Source organism: Flavobacterium sp. ABG, assembly GCF_001027725.1.
Lineage (GTDB): Bacteria > Bacteroidota > Bacteroidia > Flavobacteriales > Flavobacteriaceae > Flavobacterium > Flavobacterium cupriresistens.
The window spans coordinates 119,566-141,016 of sequence record NZ_LEKS01000020.1 but is presented as its reverse complement, the minus strand read 5'-3'; the positions used below and the strand labels follow the sequence as shown (position 1 = coordinate 141,016).

The window sequence follows — 21,451 nt, the reverse complement described above, 5'->3', positions numbered from 1 at the left end:
CTTCACAACAAAAAGAAGAAGTAACTTTACGAGTACTATTAACAACAAATTACCCCAAATTTAATTGTTTCATTTTTTTAAAATTCCAAAGAACAACATGACCAATGACGTTAAAATCAGTAACCAAAAATGCATCCAATTTATTAGAGCGGGTATTTAAAATTAAAAGAACAGGAAACAGCATCGACTTAAGTAATTCTTTCTATGTTGCAAACAAGGAAATTTCTCCGGTATCATTTGAAGCCGAAATTTACAAAATAACATTCCGTACAGAACAAAATGGAGAAGTAAAGACCTACGACCTTTTCCTGCCTTTCAACGAATTAATTTGTGAACACGAAATTGCTTTTTTAGAAGATTATTTAGGAATACTTCTTTCCGGAGATGGATCGCAATTTGAAATTCTGGAGTTCCAATCGGATTTCTCCATTCAATTCGATCAGGAAAACAGCTATTTTATAGCATCTGATGAGGTAAACAACGGTTTATTACTTTTTAGAAAGTAAAACACTCAGATACAATTTTTTAACAAATTTATTTTGTAGAGATCACAAAGTAATTGTGAGTATCTTCAAAGAAAAAAAGCAAAATATATCCCCTCGACGATTGAGGAATCAAAATATCGGAATATTGATCGTGATTTCTCCTTCGTCGAAATTAAAAGGATTGCGGTACAGCAATAAAGTCTAAAAGTTCCTTAAAGTTTTAAACTCAGCAGGTCAAATGTGAAATATAAAATGCAAAACTTGGAATTTGAGATTTGAGTTTCAGGTTTCAGGTTTCAAGTTTCAAGTTTTGGAATTTGGAATTTCAAAAAATTGGAATTTCCCCCCTTACCTTTATCTTTCAAAAATATCCCTAAATTGGTACAGTAATCTTTCAATTAATCGCAGGTCTTCCGTTACTATATCTGCATTTCCCTGCATTTCCTGCTGAAAAGGAATTCCTTTTTTATAAGACGTTTCTAAACCGTTTGGCAATAAAACGTCAACTAATAAATTGCCTTCTTTATCCGGCGTTAAAGAAATTGCCTGGGTTTTACCTTTTAATATTCCGAATTCTCTGTACGGAAAATTGGTAAGTTTGATGTTGACCTTTTGACCTACTTTTATTTTTCCTGAATTTAATGTCGGAGCTTTCACTTTTCCAATATAACCACTTTCGCGACTTGGAATAATGGCAAAAATTGTCACTCCAGCTTCAACCGGTTGATTTTCTGCCCAAATTTGTAAAAAACTGATTTTGCCATTAATTGAGGATCTTAAAACATAATTTAATTCCCAGTCTTTTACAGCCTTTTTTAATTGGTAAAAGGCCTGAATTTTATTGTTCTCTAGATTAATTAGTTCTTTGCTTTCGTTTATATGAGTTGTTTTACTACTGCGATTTAATTCATTCAATGCCGATTTTAATTGTGAAATCGTACTCAGTAAACCTTTGTAACTTTTCTGTGCCTGTAAAAAAAGCAATCGTTGTCTCTCTACTTCCTGCGAGGAATAAATCCCTTTTTGAAATAAGGATTCAAATCGGTTTAATTCATTTTTCTGGAGCACTAATTCACTTTGATTAATTTCTTTTTGCGACTCTAAAAGATTTAATCGTTCCTGAAGCTGAATTGCTTCGTAGTTTTGAGCCGTTCCTTCTACGCGATACGGCTGCAGTTTTGCATTTAACTGATCGGCCACACTTTCTTTTCTGAAGTTGGCAAAAGCACTTTCTACCTCTCCCAGTTGTGCGGAGTTTAATTTCTCAAATGGAAATGCACTCTTGTTTATATTTATTGTATCCAAAATATTTTTCAAGATAAATACATCTTGGTATTTAGCCGAATTTTCGAGTATCGCCAGTGGCATATTTTGCTTGACTAGTGTTTTGTCTTTTACTAAAATAGCCTCAATTCTACCTGAGGTTTTAACAACCAATTTCTGTGGTGGTGTATTGGTCGTTATCACGATTTGCGAAACTATAATATCCGGGTATTTTACAAACCAGGAGATTAAAAAAAGGATTACTATAAATACCAATAATATTGTATTGCCCCATTTCTGAATGGTTTTGGGAGGGTCAGATAAAATATCTCTTACTTCCTCACTGTATATTTTCAGGTCATCATTTAGTTCTTCCATCTTAATTTCCTAATTCTAATTGATTTTTAACCAGAGCGTAATATTTACCTTTTAATTTAGTCAGGTCCTCATGATTGCCTTGCTCAACAATTTCACCATTTTCAAGAACAATTATATTATCCGCATTTTTTACCGTACTTAATCGATGCGCCACAATTATGGCTGTTTTTCCATGAATAAAATTCCCCAGATTTTCCATAATTACCTTTTCATTATTGGCATCGAGAGCACTTGTAGCTTCATCAAAAAACAAATAAAAAGGATCTTTGTAAACGGCTCTGGCGATCATAATACGTTGTTCCTGTCCACCACTTAAACGGATTCCCGAAGTTCCCAGTTCGGTATTGTATTTATTGGGCAATCTTTCGATAAAATCTTCAATATTGGCTACAAATGCCGCATTATTTAATTTATCTCTGTCAATAAATTCATTCTGTTCCGATTCAGAAATATTGCCGGCGATAGTATCGTTAAACATAAAAGTATCCTGCATAACGGCTCCGCAGTTTAAGCGCCAAAAATCATTGTGAATGTCATTCAAATTGATAGCCCCGATATTGATACTTCCCTTTGTAGGATTGTAAAACTTCAATAACAGTTTCATTAAAGTCGTTTTACCACTTCCGCTGGCACCCACTATCGCAGTAGTTTTGCCTTCTGGGATTGTGCAGGTAATATTTTTTAAAATTAAAGGAGACGCTTTTCCGCCGTAACGAAAAGACAGTTCTTTTAAATTAATAGACTTATCGTTGGGTAATTCTTTTGCTTTATGCGCAGAAACAAGGTCTTCGTCCTCTTTAAGATGCACTTGTGACAAACGTTCCAAACTAATTTTTGCATCTTGCCAGGATTGAATAAATAGCACAAAATTACTCAAAGGCAAGTTAAGTTGCCCCACTATAAACTGTATAGAGGTCATCATACCGAGGGTTAGATTGCCATCTACAACCGCTTTGGCAGAAAGAAATGTAATGATAAGATTTTTAAATTCATTGATAAAATTAGCGCCAATAGTTTGGTATTGGGCCAATTTTAAAGTGCTCAAAGAAGTCTTAAACAAACTGATCTGATTAAACTCCCATCTCCAGCGATTTTTCCGCTGTGAATTATTTATTTTGATTTCCTTAACCCCATTAATAATTTGAATTAATGACGTTTGATTTTGCGATAACTGATCAAATCTTTTAAAATCCAGCTCTGCTCTTTTTTTCAAAAAGAAAAAGGTCCAACCTACATAAAGCACCGCACCAATAATAAATACAAAAAAGATAGTCCAATCGTAGTACGCCAGAATGATATTGAATATTACAAAGGTTACCATCGAAAAAACCATATTCAAACTCGACGAAGATATAAAGTTCTGAATACGGGTATGGTCTGTAATTCTTTGTAAATGTTCTCCCGCATTTCGGGTTTCAAAATAATTTACCGGTAATTTCAGCATTTTATATAAAAAATCTGAAATCATTTTTATATTAAATCGGCTTGTGATATGGATCAGAATCCATTCTCTGAAAACCGTAACCAAAGTTTGCGACAAAATCAGCACAAACTGCGAAATCAGAATTAAATAAATAAAAGGAATATCCTGATTATTAACCCCGACATCGACTATAGACTGCATCAGAAAAGGCAAAATAAACTGAATGACGGTTGCAACCAGTAAGCCAATAAATATCTGATAAATTAGTTTTTTATACGGCCTGAAATAAGGATACAGAAACGAAAAGCCCTGCAACGTTTCTTTATGTTCTTCCTGATCATTAAAGTTGGTATTGGGTTCGAGAATTAATACAAAGCCGATTCCGTCTGTAGTATCGGTCCAGGCTTTTTTGAAATCTTCGTGTGAATAAACCAATAACCCCATGGCCGGATCGGCAACCCAGACTTTTGTTTTAGACGTTTTGTATACCACAACAAAATGCTTTTGTCTCCACGGTACAATAAAGGGTGTAGGAGCTTCATTGATCAAACTTTCCAACGAAATACGCATGCCAAGTGTTCGCATTTCTATCGCTTCTGCGGCCTCGACAATACCTGCCATAGTAACCCCAATTTTGGTTATACCGGCTTTATCTCTTAAAAATTCTCTTGAAAACGTCTTACCGTAGTGCTTGGCAATCATTCTTAAACAAGTCGGACCACAATCTCTGTAGTCCAATTGTTTAAAATAGTGGAAGTTTTTTTTAATCATTTTATACTTTACTTTCTGTAATCAGCTCCCAAACTTTAGCATTAAAATTAGTTTTGTTGATCCCGGTCAACTTTTCTAAAACGATAAAATAATTATCACTGCCTCCTTTTTTATTTTTTCCACAACATAAAAATTCAACAACAGCAGAAAATCCTTTTTCTTTCTCGATTTTCTTAACTAATAAAGCATTGACCACATAATCTGCCATTAAGTGTTTTTCCTGACTCTCTCCAAAATTAAGTTGAGGTGTTTCGTACAAGGCTAAAGTCAGCCAGTCAGTTTTCGGGTTTGAAGCTACTTTTTCTTTAAATGTTTTTAAGATATCTCCCCATGATATTCCCCAGCTTCCGCCGTAAAGATAAGCGCACCCCTCATCGACCGGCTTGTTTATTAGTGTTCTTGAATAAGCAAAACGAGCTCTTTCGTGCCATAAATCATGCGGATCAAAACTGCTAAAGCTTTCATCATCATTACCACTTACAATTAATAAAGTGTTGTTTTCGTTTGCTGTAAAATTCGTTGAACTTTTGCCATTGTAATCTAATTTATAATCCACTCCAATATTGTGCAGGATATCCGGAAAATCTTTGCAGCCGTACCACTCAATTTGTGCATTGGTTGTATTGAGTTTTTTATCCAAAAGCGCTACCGTTTTTACATATTCAGAAGCGACTTTGTTATCTAAAATATTTTTAAAATGAAAAGTACAATTCCCTATTTTTTTAGTTTTCCACGAGCTTGTATTTCGCTTTAGCGGTGATGAAAAATAGAATTTAGTATCTTTTTGTTTTGCGATAAATTCAAAACTGGCTGCCAAAACCGGGATATTTTCGTTTATTCCCATGTATGAAAACTGAACTAAAAAATTATCTTTATCCAGTTGTACCACGTTTGTTAGATACCCTTTATAGAAATTATCGTCCTTATTTTTAGCATTTCGCTCTATTTTTTTTATTTCATCCAATAACAAAGAGGTTTCCAACAAATCTTCTTTCTCAACAAAGACGTTTTCTTTATTTGGATTCTCTTTTAATGCCAAAAAATCATTTAAAGATTTTACCAGTCTATTTGATACAATTGTGTCCTTAGGCAAATTGACATTTGCAGACAGCGTTATGGATTTTGTCTGACCAAAATTAGAGATGGTAAACGATAGCAGTAAAGTCAGAAGAAATATTTTTAATCCCATTGTAATTGTTGTTAGTATTGTTGTCGTTAAAATTCAAAAAAACCTTCTTTTTCCTTTTTATAAAATGCCTCAATTGGATTTAGTTTGCAAAAATCCTCATATCTGAAATCCAGATCGCGATTACTCAAATCAAAAAAGGTTGCCAGTTTTTTATACTTTTCTAAAATAGTGTGACATCTCGTATCATATTCCGCGTAGAGCTCTTTTCCTTTTTCGGTAAAAACTACATCAAAATCCAGAAGTTCAAGACCGGTTCTAAATCTGAAGATCTGATCGGTAAACCTGCCTAACAGTTCGTGTTTTTCCCTTCCCGAAAAAACATTCTGGGACACCAATAAATCAAAACACTCTACTCTTTTTGTCACGGTATATAATCCGTGAAATGCTCCGTAAATATCTCTGTAATCCCATTCTTGATTGGTATACTCCCGCATGCTTAAATTGCTTACATCAATTTTAAAAAAATCTTTTTTATTTTGTAATACATAATAAAAAAAATTGTGCGATCCCTGATGTATCAATTCTTCAATGTAGTAGATGAGGTTGTTTTTCCCCAAGACATAAAAATACAGTGCGCCAAGCGTTTCAACAGTGGCAAAATTTAAGATTTTCGGATTGTCATGCAAATAGATTTTTTTGTTCGAAAAAACCAATTGCTCGTAAAATTCCGGAAGATTCTTTTTTATAATTTCAATAGCTTCAAATAACTCTTCGTAATTTTCTTTCCAAACCGAACTATATTCCGGATTATGATTTAAAATATGTCCTTTATAATATTCCCTGAAAAAACGTTTTTGTGTCGGGTGTATTTCTTTTAATATTTCAAAATCACCAATCTTTAATATAGGCTCATGTAATTCTTCTTTATCTTTCAGGAAATAGCCGACATTTGGAATGTATGCAATATCATTATGATAAGAATGTTTGATTTTTAATTCTTTTTTATCTACAAAATAGCCTTGTATTACCTCTTCTAAAAGTTCATTTGAAAAGGTATACTCTCTTTTAGAACTGAAATAGGAAAATAACAGGGGTTCTAAAAAAATATCATCATCATCAAAATTTATATTTTCCAATAGAGCAGGCGCTTCTTTGTAAATAAGTAACTTAATGGTATTGACAAGCTCTGTTTTAGCAGTAGTGACATTATCCATAATAATATAGATTTAAAAATATTTAAAATTTAAAAAATGTCCGTAAAGAACCTTTACTAAAAATGTAAATGTTAATTACGGACAAATCTATAAGTACATTACTATTGATGCAACATTGCTGCTGCATCAATTAATAGAACTAATTACTCAGCTGCTACAACTTTTACATCGTGACAAGCTTCTTGAACTCCGCCTGAGATAGTTTCCAATAATTCTTGTGAAGCTACTGCTTCTGCTCTATTTTTTAAAGCGTCTAAACTTAATTTCATAATTTTTTGTTTTAAATAGGGTACATTAAAAGTTCGGCATATAAACCGTGCCATCGGTTTGCTTGCAAGCGCTTTATTTAAATACGTTCTTCCTCAATTGGCCTTTTGCAGAATACCAGTATTCAAATTCTTTTTCAACCTTTTATGATCTGAATGGTTATTTCCATCATAAACATCAGGAAAGTTTCTTTTTTAGAAATGGAATATTAAGTACGATTTACACCTAGGAAGATCAATCGCATTTGTAGGCTTTTTTTATTCTAAAAATTTCATTTTCCTGAAGTCAAAACTAGATAAAACATAATATTGTTCGCAAATGAACGCTATCGGAATTCAGGAATCCTGACACGAAATTCTTGAATTCCGATAAAAAAAATACACAATTACATCAAAATCAATCGATTACATATTTCATAAAAAATTCTATTTGTAGGTCGAATTTTACGCATATACCTTACTTTTATGAAAAATTATACTGCATGACCCGATCTGAATTTAGACAAACTTTACTTTTATTATTCTTTTGTACCACTTTACTGGCACAAACACCTAAAAAAAATCTTATAAAACTTTCTTATACAGAGTTAAAAGAGCTTTATATGAATAATGAACAAGACAAAAAGCTGCAATTGGACTGTGCCAATGCCTATTTGAGTAAAGCCAATAAGGATGGAGTTGCGATCGAAAAAGCACGTGGTTTGTACTTACTAGGATTGTTAAAACAAGGAAATGAAGCCATCAAACTCTTTGACAGCGTTATCTCTCTTTCAAAAAATCTAAATGATAATAAGTTTCCTGCTTATGCCTACTACAAAAAAGGCTATCAGTTTAAGAATAAATTTCAGTACAAAGAGGCAATAGACAACTTTTTAATAGCCGAGCGAATTGCCAAAAGCAACAATATCGATTTTTTCTATAAGGTTAAATTTTCCATCGCTCTTCTAAGATCTGAAGAATTAGGTGAAATAAACGAAGCACTTGTAGGCTATAAAGAATGTTTTAACTATTACAAAAAAAAGGATATTAGCCTGCCTATTAATTATTATCCCTATCAGAATGCTGTATTCGCATTGGCTGATGCGTATAAAGCGCTTAATCATACCGATTCTACCACTTATTACAACAAAATAGGGTACAATGAGTCTAAATCACCTAAATACGTGGAGTACAATGCCCTTTTTATTTTGAATGAAGGGGCCAATATGACGCTAAAGAAAAACTACAAAGCCGCTTTAGACAGTATCAATAAGGCATTACCCAAACTTATACTTTGCAAAAACACAGACAATGTTTTGGCCTCTTACTTCTATCTGGGTCAGACTTATGATGGTTTAGGCAATAAAAAAGAAGCCGTTAAGAATTTTATAAAAGTAGATTCCATTTATAACCTTACTAGAACAATTGCTCCGGAATTTAAAAGCGCTTATCCCTACTTAATTACCTACTATAAAAATAATGGAGACAAGACCAATCAATTAAAGTATTTAACCCGATACATGCATATTGACAGTGTTTTACAAGCGAACTATAAAGAGCTCACCAAAAAACTGCGTGTTGAATACGATACGCCAAATTTAATTTTAGAAAAAGAAACCTTAATCCAATCGCTCGAAAAAGAGAAGACACAATCCAATTGGGGCATAGTAATATCCTCCATTTTAGTGGTTCTGGCTGTAGGATTTGGATACTATCAATACCAATCAAAAAAGAAACATCGCGCCCGATTTGAAAAACTGATGCAAAAAGAGCCTGATACCATCGAGACAATAGCGCCTAAAACAGAGCATCAGGACAACATAAATCCCGAAAAAGTAAATACTATCGGAATAAATGAAGAATTAGTGGGTCAGATTTTAGAAAAACTGGAGAAATTTGAAAGAGAAAAACGTTTTTTAGAGTCCAATATCACACTTCAGTCTCTATCCGATGCCTTTGATACCAATAACCGATATGTATCCAAAATTGTAAACTTGTACAAACAAAAAAGTTTTATACAGTATATAAATGATTTAAGAATTGAACATGCAGTAACGTTTTTAAAGGAAGATAAAAAACTAAGAAAATACACCATTCAGGCACTTGCCCTCGAATTTGGATTCAATAATGCGGAATCATTTTCTATCGCTTTTTACAAGAAAACAGGCATAAAACCGACTTACTTTATGAAACAAATTGAAGAGACATTGAAAGACAAAACCTCTTAATAGTCAATCAATTAAACCACTCCAAATATCGGAATTCATGAATTACGATAAATCAAAAACAGATTTTAATTATTATTCCTTAACTACAAATATATTTGCGATTCAAACAAACAAATCAACAAATAAAAGAAACATGAAAAAGATTAAGAAAGAAAACAAAAAATTTGATTTAGACAAAATGGAAGTGGCCAAATTGAAAAATTTGCGTGTAATTGTTGGCGGTAATGTAGCACCCACAAATCCAACTGACACGGTCGACACTGATGCACGAACTTTCTAAAAAAAACATTCCAACCGTTTGTGAAATCTATTATCAGTTTTATTCTTTTTGCCTTCTTTTTGTTACTCCTGTAAATCTGTAAAAGATGCTCAGGCCGATATAAATCACGAGGATTTGCAGGAACAACTTTGGGTCTACTCAAAGAAAATTGCAAACCATGGCATAAATGATGATCACAACGGCTATAAAGATGACCTAAACGGTTGGAATTTTACTACCACAGAAATAAAGCAAATTATAACAGATCCAGGAACTTGCTGAAAAATAAACAAACAGAAAAAATAATGTCTGATTTTAAAATCAACAGCTTTTCAGAATACGTACTTAGAACACCCTTATTTCCACTGTCCGCTTATCTCGGACTGCTAAAAGGCTACTCCTCTGAAAAAGCGGTAGAATTCTATAAAGACCCTGTTATAAAAGAAGCCATTAATCTGGCTTCTCCCGAATTACGCCAACAATTAGACAAATGGGCAGCGGAAATGCCAACATTATCCCAAGAAAAAAAAACAGGATTAGAGCTTAGTTTTTTAAAATATGTCGCCAGAATGTCTTCCCGCTGTACCCCTTTCGGATTATTCGCCGGATGTTCTGTGGGCAGTTTACATACTGCGGCCACTCATATTACATTAAACTCGATCACCGAACATACGCGGTTTACGCAATTTGATATGCAATACTGGGTAGCCATGCTTCAGGATACGGCAAAAAGAAAAAAAGTAGCTCCTCATCTGAGGTATTTTCCCAACTCTTCCATTTACGAAATAGGCGATTTTTTTCGATTCATCGAATATAAATATGTTGGTACAAAACGAGAACATACGATATCGGCATTACGTAAATCTGATTTGTTGAAACAAATTTTGCTTCAGACAAAATCAGGATGTACGGTAGATGAAATGGTGCTTTTTTTAGCAGCAGATGCATCCGAAAAAAAAGAGGCTCAGGCATTTATTCAGCAATTAATTTCTTTTCAGTTTTTAGTAAGTGAATTAGATGCGGCTGTAACCGGAACTGATGAATGGAAAAGAGTCTTTTCTATTCTTGATACCATTCCTCTTTTTGGTAAAGAAATACGATTACTTGAAAATCTAAGAGAAAAACTTTCTGATCTGGACACAACTTTAGTTCCAAAAAAGGAGTCTTATGAACAAGTCAAACAGACTATTGAAGCTATCGGAACCAGTTATGAAGAAAAATACCTTTTTCAAACGGACTTGAATATGGCAACTCTAAACAATAATTTGAATAAAAATGTGTCGAGAAAAGTGCTCAAAACCATTCAATTTCTAAACGGTATACAGGTTCAGAAAAAATCCAAAAATCTTGAGAATTTTAAAAAAGCCTTTCTTAAAAGATATGAATCTAAAGAAATGCCTCTGGCAACTGTACTCGATACAGAAATCGGGATTGGTTATCTGCAAAATCAGGAGATGAATGACACGCATGAAATACTGGAAAATTTCTCATTTCGTCCTAAAGAATCAAAAGAAAAAAAACAGATTTGGACCGCTTTTGATTATATTCTACAAAAGAAACTCCACAATTGTCTTTTTAACAACGAGGAAAATATTGTACTAACTGAAAAGGACTTTCCGGATTTTGACGACCATTTTAAGAATTCACCAGTTACTTTTTCAGTAATGATTGAGCTTTTTAATGAAGATAAAATTGCTTTAACCTCAGCCGGAAATATAAGTGCTGCAAAATTATTAGGGCGTTTTTGCAACGGTAATACTGCTATTCATAACCTCACCAAAGAAATCATAAAAAAAGAAGAGGAATATCATCATGATAAAATACTGGCCGAAGTCGTGCATATTCCCGAGTCCAGAACAGGAAATATACTAAAAAGACCTATACTCCGAAAACATGAAATTAGTTACCTGTGTACGCCCGGTGTTGCAAGAGAAAATAACTTAGATTTAGACGATTTGTATATTGCTGTAACGTCTCAAAAAATTGTTTTGCGCTCCCGAAAACACAACAAAGAAGTACTGCCTTATTTATCTAATGCGCATAACTTCTCTAAAAATTCACTACCCTTATATCATTTTTTGGGAGATCTTGGACTACAGCATAAAAAACCGGCCTACTCGTTTAGCTGGGGCGTTTTAGAGGCTGATTATGATTTTTTTCCAAGAGTAATTTACAATGACATTATACTTTCAAAAGCGAAATGGAGAGTCCGAAAAGAAGAAATAGCACCTTTTTATCAAACAGATCAAAAGCTACTGACCGAAGCTTTTTTTAATTGGAGATCGGGCAGAAATATTCCGCGTTTTGCCAATTGGGTTCATTCCGACAATACGCTATTGTTTGATTTTGAATCTCCAATAGGAATTGCTTTATTTTTAAATGCTGTGAAACAAAAAGAAGATTTTTTCCTTGAAGAATTTTTATTCACAGAAAAATCAGTTGTAAAAAATAATACAGGGGATTCTTTTTCTAACCAGATTATACTCTCCTATTTTAAAGAAAAAGTATAAAAAATGCAAAGAGATTTTTGTTTAGGCAGCGAATGGTTGTACTATAAGATTTATACCGGAGTAAAAACTTCCGATGCTGTTTTACTGGAAAAACTAGAACCTGTTATCACCCATTTGCAACACAAAAAAATCATTACAAAATGGTTCTTTATTCGCTACAGAGATCCTGAAGAGCATCTTCGTATTCGTTTTTTAATAGAAAATCCGACTCATTTATCCGTTGCCATACAAGCCTTCTACTCAGTTTTTAAGGAACTGATACAACAAAATGTGGTCTGGACCTTACAAGCAGATACTTATAAAAGAGAAATAGAACGATACGGTAAAACAACTATGATTACTTCAGAAAGCCTCTTTTACAGAGACAGTGAAATGATACTGCAGTATATCCAAATTAAGCCCTTGTTTAAGCAACAGGAACTTCCTTTATTATTCAGTTTTTATGCGATCGATTCGTTTTTAAATTCTTTTCAATTATCAAATCAGGAAAAATTATCATTGATGGATCGCTTGCAAACAACTTTTAAACAGGAATTCGAAAGTGACAAAGAACAAAAAAAAGAGTTAGCAAAAAACTATCAGGTTCTATCTCCACAAATACATAAAATCTTGTCTTCTGAATCTAAAAACCATTTTGGCGCAATCCTAAAAATTGTGGATGCTAAAACCAAAAAAAACAACAAAATGGCATTAGAAATTAAGGCTAAAATCGAAATCCCTCTCGATCAATTTCTCTCGGCTCATATCCACATGATGCTTAACCGACAATACAATTCTAAACAAAGAACCTATGAACTGCTGATTTATGATCATTTGTTCCGATACTATAAAAATCAAAACTTTGTCATTTCTTCTCTTTGAGTTTAATACAGAACGCATCAATAAGATGCGTTCCCGATTCCTAATACAGTTCAAATTTTTTTCTAAAGCCCGTTTTACAAATTGTAAGACGGGCTTTTCTTTTGAACAAAAATACCAGATCAAAAATCACAACAATTCACTGATTACCAAATACTTAAAACAGGTATTTCTACGCTAATTTCTTACAGCTATTGTTTCTAATTTTACTCGTCCAAACTCTATCCTACACGCTCCATTCTTTTTACACCCCTCTTTTACTTTATCGCAATACCATTTTATCTGCCACACAATCCAGATTACGAAGGAATAATGTGGAGTCCTGAACCCACTTTAAAAAACGGGGCGAGTACTGAAAAGCCATACGAGTAAGACCAATCAAAAAACTAATATTATGGAAACAAAAGACACAAACGAACAGGATGACATTGCTATAATCAATAATTCAGCTGTTGATTTTCAATTCAGAACACCGGCTGCAATACAGGATTTTCAAGGTGATCGTGCAAAACAGATAGCATTGAATACTTTATGGAGTTCAAACCTGAATGATTTTACACAACAAGGTATGTTAAACAATCCCTGGAATGTGACAAATGCACCAAGTACAACCAATTATTACAATCCCATAGAAAACAATCCGCGAGGTAGAACATTTCCTATGGCATGGTCTGCCTTCCCCGGAAGACTCGCTTTTAATTTTCCAAATGTTCCACAATTTAAATTAAATGAAATCGCAGATACAGGTATAATGCCGTCACATATCAAAAATAATCCCTGCGGTATACCAACCGAAACTATTCCCTATTTTCCTTATGGGCCGAGAGGCTGGCAGGATGAATATTGTGAATGGGCCGTTACAAGAAACGCACTGAACAAAATTATTCGAATTGACTTTACCTGCGAAAATCCGGAATACTGGAACAGTCTGTGGCTAATTGACCACAATAAAGTAGTGGAACTGTATCGATCAACACTGGGCAAACCCGAAATTACCCTTGCCGACTTAAGCTTAAGAGGTGCTGTAAATCCTATTACAGGAGGCCCGGTTTACAATCCGTTAAATAAATGGAACGTTGGTACTACATCTACCAGATCATCAGGTGGTGCCATGCATTTGACCAGTACCCCAAATACGTTACAAACAGAAATCGGATTGGCTACTGCCGCAACGGTACAACGCAATAATCCGGCTACAGGTGACACCAGGTGGCCACCAAGATCCTACAACGATTTATTATGTTTCGCACAATACGGACAAAAAAACCGTAACAGCGATCCTGCCATTGGCGGCAATGTAAATAATGTTGTTACTGGCCTACTTAGCAACAACATACCACAAGTAGCAACCATTACGGATCCTCCGGGATTGTACATTCAAATGCCTAACTTTGGAAATTATGAAACTCCCGATCACGATGAAGCCTCTAAATTTTGGAAAATTACGCGAGGATACAGAGATCTAACAGATCAATACGGCAATCGTTTACCGGGTAATTTTATACTTCATGCTGTATTTGAAATTACCGAGGCGGATCGAAAAAATTATACAATTAGTGATATAACCATAGGTAAGGAACCTATTTTATGGGGATCACAGGTGGCGGCTACTTTTCAAGTACAAATTGTTGCCAGCTCTTTTGACAGTCCTGTGGCACCCAGAGGCTATAATGCCGTAGGTACACCGGACGAGGCCAATACTTTTGCCCAGCCCTTACAACTTTTTCATCAGGACTACTTTTTGGCTATGTATGAATATAAAGTTCCTAATCCTGTTAATAATCCTATTCCGTTATTAAGTAACAGTACTTTTATTCCGCCAGCCATTTCTAACTCGGCAAACCGGGTACCCATGGTATTGATCTGTGACTCCTGTACTGCAAGACCCGGTAATCGTTCCACTTTTCCAAGAATAACTTTTACTGATGCTAACATTACAGCAGAGGTTACTTCTGTCAGCGTCAACATCGACTATGCCGTACCCGGAAATAGTATGCCCGGCAGTTATACGGCTTTGTACATTTCCGTAAACGTAGGCGCAAATGCTGCGTCAGGATCACACGGCATTTTTGTTACCAATGTCGGTCAAAATCAAAGTAAGGCAATGCTCGCAATGCTTACAGTCACCCCCAGAAGAGTAGAAGCCAATGTGAAATGGCAAAATATGGGAGTGACAGTGATTCCGGGAACTCCGGTAAAAATTGCGTACCACAGCGGACTCTGGACATCAAATCCGGATGATAATAACGGGCAATTGTACGACGCTTCAGGAACTCCAAACTTTAGAGCCGCTCAAGACGGTTATACCCTGCCGGGACAAAATGATGGTTCTTTAATAGGACGAGTAGGCAGTACCCTATTTCCTGTTGGTATGGGAACTACTGTTCCCGATAATCTTCAGGGAGAATTGGAATTGTGCATTAATGATGATCTAAACGGCACTTACGGAGCCGGTTTTGTTGATAATATTGGCAGTATAGCGGTTAAAATTACTATTGGCTAATACACTAATTTACTATTATTAGGGAAAACTATTAAGCAGGAATCCAATTCCAATCTTGCTGTTTTCCCTTTTATTTTCTTTTAAACCCTGGAAACAATGAATATAAAAACGATACTTTCTAAAAAGATATTATGGCTGGGAGTGGTAATAATCCCACTTGCCGCTATTAGTACAAAAGCAAAACTTGGAAACTCCGACTCCTCTTATACCGCTATTATCCCAACCAAGACCAATACCTGCAATTGTTATGCTACCGACTCAACAAGCTATATTCTCCCTATAACCTTTCATAATATAGTACCCGGCGATTTATTCACTTTTAATCATCAGATCTTAGCCGATTGCTTTGCATGGCAGCAATTTATTTCTTTGAACTGGCCTACAAATCCGTCTTCTGATTTTGGTACACCACATGATTATTCTTTTGTGCAATGGGAAACTTATATGCACAGAGAAGTAATGTTTAAAGACGACGGTTCAAGACCACCTGCATGGGGAACTATGGTATCTGACGAATACAGCCGCATGTTCAAAACACAGAAACTTCTTTTCAATAAAACAGATACAAAACTGTTGACATTTGTCAATAAAATTGAAGAAAACGGTGCCGCAATCACTTTCACCCCCGATCAGGCATCACCTGTTGGAAAGCCAAGCTGGCTGGGAGCACAAAACTTCACTAATTTGTGGTATGAAATTATGCTAAACAAAGACTACTATGACTTTATTGTAGAGAAAGGATTTTACAATGCCAAAGTACAACATGACACTATAAAACGGAATCTACCCATTAATTTTCCGCAAGGGGAATACAACGGAATCGTTGGTGCCATCGAATTAAAAGCAGCATGGATGGAAGTAGTGAAGCCGGAATTATCGAAATGGAAAAGATATAAATTATCTAAAGCCATTGTATTAGATCCGATTACAAGAAGGCTAAGAAGGACAGTTGTGGCACTAGTGGGATTGCACATACTGCATAAAACACAAAATCAGCCTACATGGGTATGGGCTACGTTTGAGCACATAGACAATGTCCCTGACAGGGACAATTTAAATACCTCATCTGCTCCTCCAGACGGCTACAATTTTTACGATCCCAAATGTAAAGACCGCGAAGTCAAAATTCGTACTCCAAATGGGGATTCACTCGTAATTGTACCCTGTATTCCTAATACCCCTCCTCGTTATTATCTGAATCAGGCTGGTCCGGTACCCATACAAACCGTTCGCGTAAACAGTATTGATAAAAATAATGCCGCCCCTATTAATGCTCTGATGCAACGAAAAATCAAGAAATTTTATCCCAATTCGGTTTGGCAATATTATGAGTTAATTGATGTAATATGGTCGCAGAGTATTCAGCCTGATCCTACGGTTCCAATTCGGGTACCAAGAAATATAAATAGATCAACAATGCTTAGTGGTGCAGGTACGGTAATAGCCAATTCAACAATGGAAACCTATGTACAATCCACCAAAACGTGCTTCGACTGTCATATTTTCAGTACAATTGCTCCTTACTCAAGAGATACTATAAACAACTCTAAATTTGGAGATTTTAGCTTTGCGCTGACTTTTGCTAAATATCCCGCGGCAAAAAGTGATTACCTGAAAAAAATGAAGAAAAAAAAGTAATCAGACTGCCATTCCTGTTCGTTTTACGTTTATAAAATTACGCTATTGCAAACCATTAAATTTTATCAATTCCGACAGACTAAAAAATTTAGCAATGTAAAGCGTACTGTAATTAATTTAAGGATTATCAAAAAAAGTCTCACGCAGATTTTAGCGGATTGAAATAAAAAAAATCCGCTGAATCTGCGTGAAAAAATATTTCGACTTAATGACATTGATGTAAAGCGGTAGGATAACTTCAATGTCGAAGGACATGCTTCATTTAACCCAATTTTCATTTTAAATATGTAACTTTACTATACTAACGTGTAATACTTAAAACACGTAACAAACTTACATTCAAATAATTATATTTTTTTTCAAAATAGTTATTTCCGCTCTGACAAAGTCATTTAAAAATAAAAAAACACTAACAAAGCCTCCGATAATTCTTTTAGGAGATACACGGGAATACAGGAGACATTAACGAAGTAAATCACTTATAATACCTATTTCAGAACTTAAATCATTAACAAAAACTAAATTTTAAAATTATGAAAAAAATAATTGTATTGTTAGTTGCCATAATGGTAAATGTTTCGGTTTCACAAGCTCAGACAGCAGAAGAAACACAAATAAAGAGTGAACTAAAAGCAGTAGATAAAAACGATCCAAATGCGAAAAAAGAAAAACAGGATCTAAGAAAAGAACTTCGCAAATTAGAAGGACAGGATGTAAGTAGTACTACCAGAGATCAGTTTAAATCCGATTTTGGAAATGCTACCGCTGCAAAATGGAAACGCTCCGATTATTATGATGAAGCCAGCTTCACAAAAGACGGAGCCGCTAGTACTGCTTTTTACGACGCAAACTCAAAACTGGTAGGAACCATGACCGCTAAAAACATTACAGATTTACCGGCAAAAGCATTAAAAATAATAAACGATAAATACAAAGAGTATACTAAAAAGCAAGTGTCTTTTTATAATGATAATGAAAGCAATGACTCTAATCTATTGTGGTATGATAAGAAGTTTGCGGATACTGATAACTACTTTGTTGAGGTTTCTAAAGACGGAAAAAATTCGGTACTTCAAATAACGGCAAAAGGAGAAGTAAGCTTTTTTTCAGATATGAAATAGTGTGAAATTTTCAATAGCAATACTAAATAATTCAAGTTGCCAATTCTCTTATCTCCAAAATGAAACAAGTTATTAGGATTGTCAAAAAAAGTCTCACGCAGATTTTTTAGCGGATTGAAATATAAAAATCCGCTGAATCTCCAAAATCTGCGTGAAAAAAATATCTTAACTTAATCACATTGAACTAAAGCTGGAGTCTATTCAAATAGTAACAGGTTAAAAAAGAATAATTAACCCGCAACTTGAATTAAATATAAAATGACTTACAAAAAGCAGCAAAAGAAAGACGTCTTGAGAGTCGTCTTTCTTTTTTTCAAAACGTCAGATTATATATAGCGATTAATAATATTCTCAAAAAGTTCTTGTTTTCCGCTTTGCAATTCGATTGGATCATTTTCTTTTGCAATGTGATATAAATCGGTAAAATTTAATTTGCCTTCTTCAAACTCTTTTCCCTTCCCCGAATCAAAAGAATTGTACCGTTGCTTTCTTAAACTATCATATGGGGATGAAGTTATAATTTTATCCGCAGTCAATAAAGCTCTTGCGAAAGTATCCACACCTCCAATATGAGCTAAGAAAATATCTTCCATATCGGTAGAATTCCTTCTTATTTTAGCATCAAAATTCACTCCGCCACCCTGAAGACCACCTGCTTTTAGAAAAACCAACATCGCTTCTGTAACCTCTTGTATATTATTTGGAAACTGAGCGGTATCCCAGCCGTTTTGGTAATCACCTCTGTTGGCATCAATACTTCCTAACATTCCGGATTGAGCCGCTACTTCAAGTTCATGTTGAAACGTATGCTGCGCCAGTGTGGCATGGTTGACCTCAATATTTATTTTGAAATCTTTCTCCAAACCATATTGACGTAAAAAACCAATCGTAGTAGCACAATCAAAATCATATTGGTGTTTCAAAGGCTCCATAGGTTTAGGTTCTAACAAAAAATTTCCTTTAAAACCTTGCGCTCTTGCATAATCCCGTGCTTGAATCAGAAATTGTCCCATATGATCCAATTCGCGTTTCATATCGGTGTTCAGTAAAGACATATAGCCTTCTCTTCCACCCCAAAAAGCATAATTTTCCCCACCTAAAGCAATAGTAGCATCTATCGCTAATTTTACCTGTGCGGCAGCTCTGGCCACTATCTTAAAATCAGGATTGGTTGCGGCACCATTCATATAACGGGCATTCGAAAAACAATTTGCTGTCCCCCAAAGCACCTTAATTTCCGAGCCTGCTTTTTTTTCGTTCAAGTACGAAGTCATCGTAGCCAACCGCACTTCAGATTGCCCCAGATTTTCTCCCTCCTGAACCAGGTCAAAGTCATGAAAACAAAAATAATCAAACCCCATTTTACTTATAAATTCAAATGCTGCATCGGCTCTGATTTTTGCCGCTCTGATCGGCTCTCTTGCTTCATTCCACGCAAAATGATGAGTGCCTTGTCCAAATAAGTCCGACCCGTTTCCGCCAAAGCTATGCCAATACGAAATCGCGAATTTAAAATGCTCCCGCATCGTTTTCCCCGCAACAATTTGCTCCGGATTGTAATATCTGAAAGCTAGCGGATTATCAGAATCCTTTCCTTCATACTTAATCTGGCCAATTCCTTTATAATGTTCTTTGTCCCCTAAAACTATCATAATTCCTTTTTTATAATTGTTTTTTTTTCTTCGTGTAACAACCAAAGATATACTTTACGTGACCATCTGAGAAATGAAAAATTGTTTCAAAAATTCACTTTTAAGCTAATTTTGTTAGATTTATTTGATACTAAAATCCGATGTATAAAAACTACCGAGAATTGAAAAAAAGAGCACAATTAAAACTTCCAAATTAAAGCTTAAAATCCTGAAAATTCGCTGAGGTTAGTCCGGTAAATTAAATCTTGTAAAAGCTTTCAGACCTCGTAACTTATTATTTTTCAAGACATGGGAATTATGTAATTCTTTCAACGACAAAATAATTCCAAAATTGTTACATTTAATGAAACCCAATTCTAACCTTAAAAAATGACATTTATGAAAAGACATTTTCTAAAAAACAGGCCTGTTTTCTTGTATTTTTCCGTTGTATTGATCGCGCTTTTGCAATTATCCTGCAACAATGACAAATCAAATACAACCGACGAAAAAGAAGAAGAAGCAACAGCAACCTTGCCACCTGTAGAAACGAATCCGGCAAACTCCAAATACAACCCGGCTTTTAAAGGACAAACCAGAATTGGAGGTGTAAAAACCAAAACACAATACACCGTTAAAGTTTTTGCGACAGGTTTAACCAACCCTTGGGGAATGGAAAACTTACCTGACGGAAGAATTTTGGTCACTCAGAAAAATGGTACTATGCGAATTGTAACTCAGGCAGGAACAGTGGGCGGAACTATTACCGGAATTCCAGCTGTAAACAGTAGTGGACAAGGTGGTTTACTGGACGTTGCTGTAGATCCTGACTTCGCTACAAACAGAATGGTTTATTGGAGTTTTTCGCAAACCGGAACGAATGGTACGGCAACTGCAGTAGCAAAAGGAAAACTTTCTGCCGACGAAACAAAAATTGAAAATGCAGTAGTAATCTACAAAGCTATTCCGGAATTTAACAGTACCCTTCATTATGGTTCGCGTCTTGCTTGGGACAAACAAGGCAATCTTTTTGTGAGTACCGGAGAACGTTCCGATATACAGTCAAGACCATTGGCTCAAAAATTAGATGCTGCTCTCGGAAAAATAGTTCGCATTACCAAAAATGGAGCGGCGGCAACCGGAAATCCTTTTATTGGACAAACAGGTGTATTACCGGAGATTTATTCTTACGGACACCGAAATGTTCAGGGTCTCGCCATTCATCCGGTTACGGGAGAGCTGTGGGAGGCTGAATTAGGTCCGCTGGGAGGTGATGAAATCAATAAAATCACAGCAAGCAAAAACTATGGTTGGCCAACAATCAGTTATGGACTTGAATATAGTGGTAGCCCTATTGGTCAAGGAATTACAACCAAGAGTGGTATGGAACAGCCGGTTTATTATTGGGATCCTGTAATTTCGCCAAGTGGGATTACTTTTTACTCCGGAAATCAAATTAATGAATGGGCGAACAATTTGTTTGTAGCCGCTTTAAGTGGTCAGCACGTTGTGAGATTAGTACTTAAAGACAATGTTGTGGTCGGCGAAGAACGTTTGCTTACGACCTACAAAAGCCGATTCAGAGATGTTTTAGAAGGAAAAGACGGGGCTTTATATGCCGTTACAGATGGTTCTAATGCATCGATCTACAAAATCGGAAAATAAAGGACTGTTTATTTAGTAAACCAATAACTAAATTTTTATACTAAATTTTGACTATTACAATGAACTGAAAATCCAATCCATACGATTTTCAGTTTTTTTATTTGGATATATGTATTCAACTACGTAGTTT

Annotated in this window: 15 protein-coding genes; 9 read left to right on the top strand and 6 right to left on the bottom strand. The window is 35.1% G+C overall.

What is annotated here, in order from left to right; translation table 11 throughout:
* Nucleotides 1-104: 104 nt before the first annotated feature.
* Nucleotides 105-506, top strand: coding sequence for a hypothetical protein (locus AB674_RS18180; RefSeq protein ID WP_047778688.1), 402 nt, complete (start codon nt 105-107; stop codon nt 504-506).
* 333 nt (nt 507-839) lie between these two features.
* Here AB674_RS18180 and AB674_RS18175 read toward each other — a convergent pair whose 3' ends face one another.
* The 5 genes from AB674_RS18175 to AB674_RS22885 all read right to left on the bottom strand — a co-directional run bounded on the left by AB674_RS18175 (nt 840) and on the right by AB674_RS22885 (nt 6,986).
* Nucleotides 840-2,126 carry an HlyD family secretion protein gene (locus tag AB674_RS18175; RefSeq protein WP_047778687.1) on the bottom strand — a complete coding sequence of 429 codons (1,287 nt, stop codon included), beginning with the start codon at nt 2,124-2,126 and terminating at the stop codon, nt 840-842.
* A gap of 1 nt (nt 2,127) precedes the next feature.
* A complete protein-coding gene (locus AB674_RS18170; RefSeq protein WP_047778686.1) occupies nt 2,128-4,320 on the bottom strand; it encodes a peptidase domain-containing ABC transporter in 2,193 nt (730 codons plus the stop codon).
* A gap of 1 nt (nt 4,321) precedes the next feature.
* Nucleotides 4,322-5,509 (bottom strand): hypothetical protein, encoded by a 1,188-nt coding sequence (locus AB674_RS18165; RefSeq protein WP_047778685.1) that lies wholly within the window; start codon nt 5,507-5,509, stop codon nt 4,322-4,324.
* A gap of 26 nt (nt 5,510-5,535) precedes the next feature.
* Nucleotides 5,536-6,663 (bottom strand): hypothetical protein, encoded by a 1,128-nt coding sequence (locus tag AB674_RS18160; protein WP_047778684.1) that lies wholly within the window; start codon nt 6,661-6,663, stop codon nt 5,536-5,538.
* A 143-nt stretch (nt 6,664-6,806) separates the two neighbouring features.
* A complete protein-coding gene (locus AB674_RS22885; protein ID WP_165579394.1) occupies nt 6,807-6,986 on the bottom strand; it encodes a hypothetical protein in 180 nt (59 codons plus the stop codon).
* 545 nt (nt 6,987-7,531) lie between these two features.
* Between AB674_RS22885 and AB674_RS18155 the strand changes: the two genes are divergently transcribed.
* The 7 genes from AB674_RS18155 (at nt 7,532) to AB674_RS18120 (ending at nt 18,025) form a co-directional block, all read left to right on the top strand.
* Nucleotides 7,532-9,136 (top strand): helix-turn-helix domain-containing protein, encoded by a 1,605-nt coding sequence (locus tag AB674_RS18155; protein WP_165579393.1) that lies wholly within the window; start codon nt 7,532-7,534, stop codon nt 9,134-9,136.
* A gap of 37 nt (nt 9,137-9,173) precedes the next feature.
* A complete protein-coding gene (locus tag AB674_RS18150; protein WP_047778682.1) occupies nt 9,174-9,416 on the top strand; it encodes a hypothetical protein in 243 nt (80 codons plus the stop codon).
* 284 nt (nt 9,417-9,700) lie between these two features.
* Entirely contained in the window at nt 9,701-11,905 is a 2,205-nt protein-coding gene (locus AB674_RS18140; protein WP_047778680.1) for a lantibiotic dehydratase family protein, read from the top strand.
* A gap of 3 nt (nt 11,906-11,908) precedes the next feature.
* Nucleotides 11,909-12,766 (top strand): thiopeptide-type bacteriocin biosynthesis protein, encoded by an 858-nt coding sequence (locus tag AB674_RS18135; protein ID WP_047778679.1) that lies wholly within the window; start codon nt 11,909-11,911, stop codon nt 12,764-12,766.
* Between the two features lie 391 nt (nt 12,767-13,157).
* Nucleotides 13,158-15,266 carry a hypothetical protein gene (locus AB674_RS18130; protein ID WP_205625368.1) on the top strand — a complete coding sequence of 703 codons (2,109 nt, stop codon included), beginning with the start codon at nt 13,158-13,160 and terminating at the stop codon, nt 15,264-15,266.
* Nucleotides 15,267-15,362: 96 nt separating this feature from the next.
* Nucleotides 15,363-16,904 carry a hypothetical protein gene (locus AB674_RS18125; RefSeq protein ID WP_053004325.1) on the top strand — a complete coding sequence of 514 codons (1,542 nt, stop codon included), beginning with the start codon at nt 15,363-15,365 and terminating at the stop codon, nt 16,902-16,904.
* A gap of 533 nt (nt 16,905-17,437) precedes the next feature.
* Nucleotides 17,438-18,025, top strand: a complete 588-nt coding sequence (locus AB674_RS18120; RefSeq protein WP_047778678.1) for a hypothetical protein — start codon at nt 17,438-17,440, stop codon at nt 18,023-18,025.
* 326 nt (nt 18,026-18,351) lie between these two features.
* Here the strand turns inward: AB674_RS18120 and xylA are convergent, their stop codons facing one another.
* The gene (gene xylA, locus AB674_RS18115) at nt 18,352-19,677 is read right to left on the bottom strand and encodes a xylose isomerase (RefSeq protein ID WP_047778744.1); all 1,326 of its coding nucleotides are present in this window, start codon (nt 19,675-19,677) and stop codon (nt 18,352-18,354) included.
* 378 nt (nt 19,678-20,055) lie between these two features.
* Here xylA and AB674_RS18110 point away from each other — a divergent pair, with 378 nt between their 5' ends.
* Complete coding sequence (locus AB674_RS18110) at nt 20,056-21,321, top strand: PQQ-dependent sugar dehydrogenase (RefSeq protein WP_053004324.1); 1,266 nt, start codon at nt 20,056-20,058, stop codon at nt 21,319-21,321.
* Nucleotides 21,322-21,451: the final 130 nt, after the last annotated feature.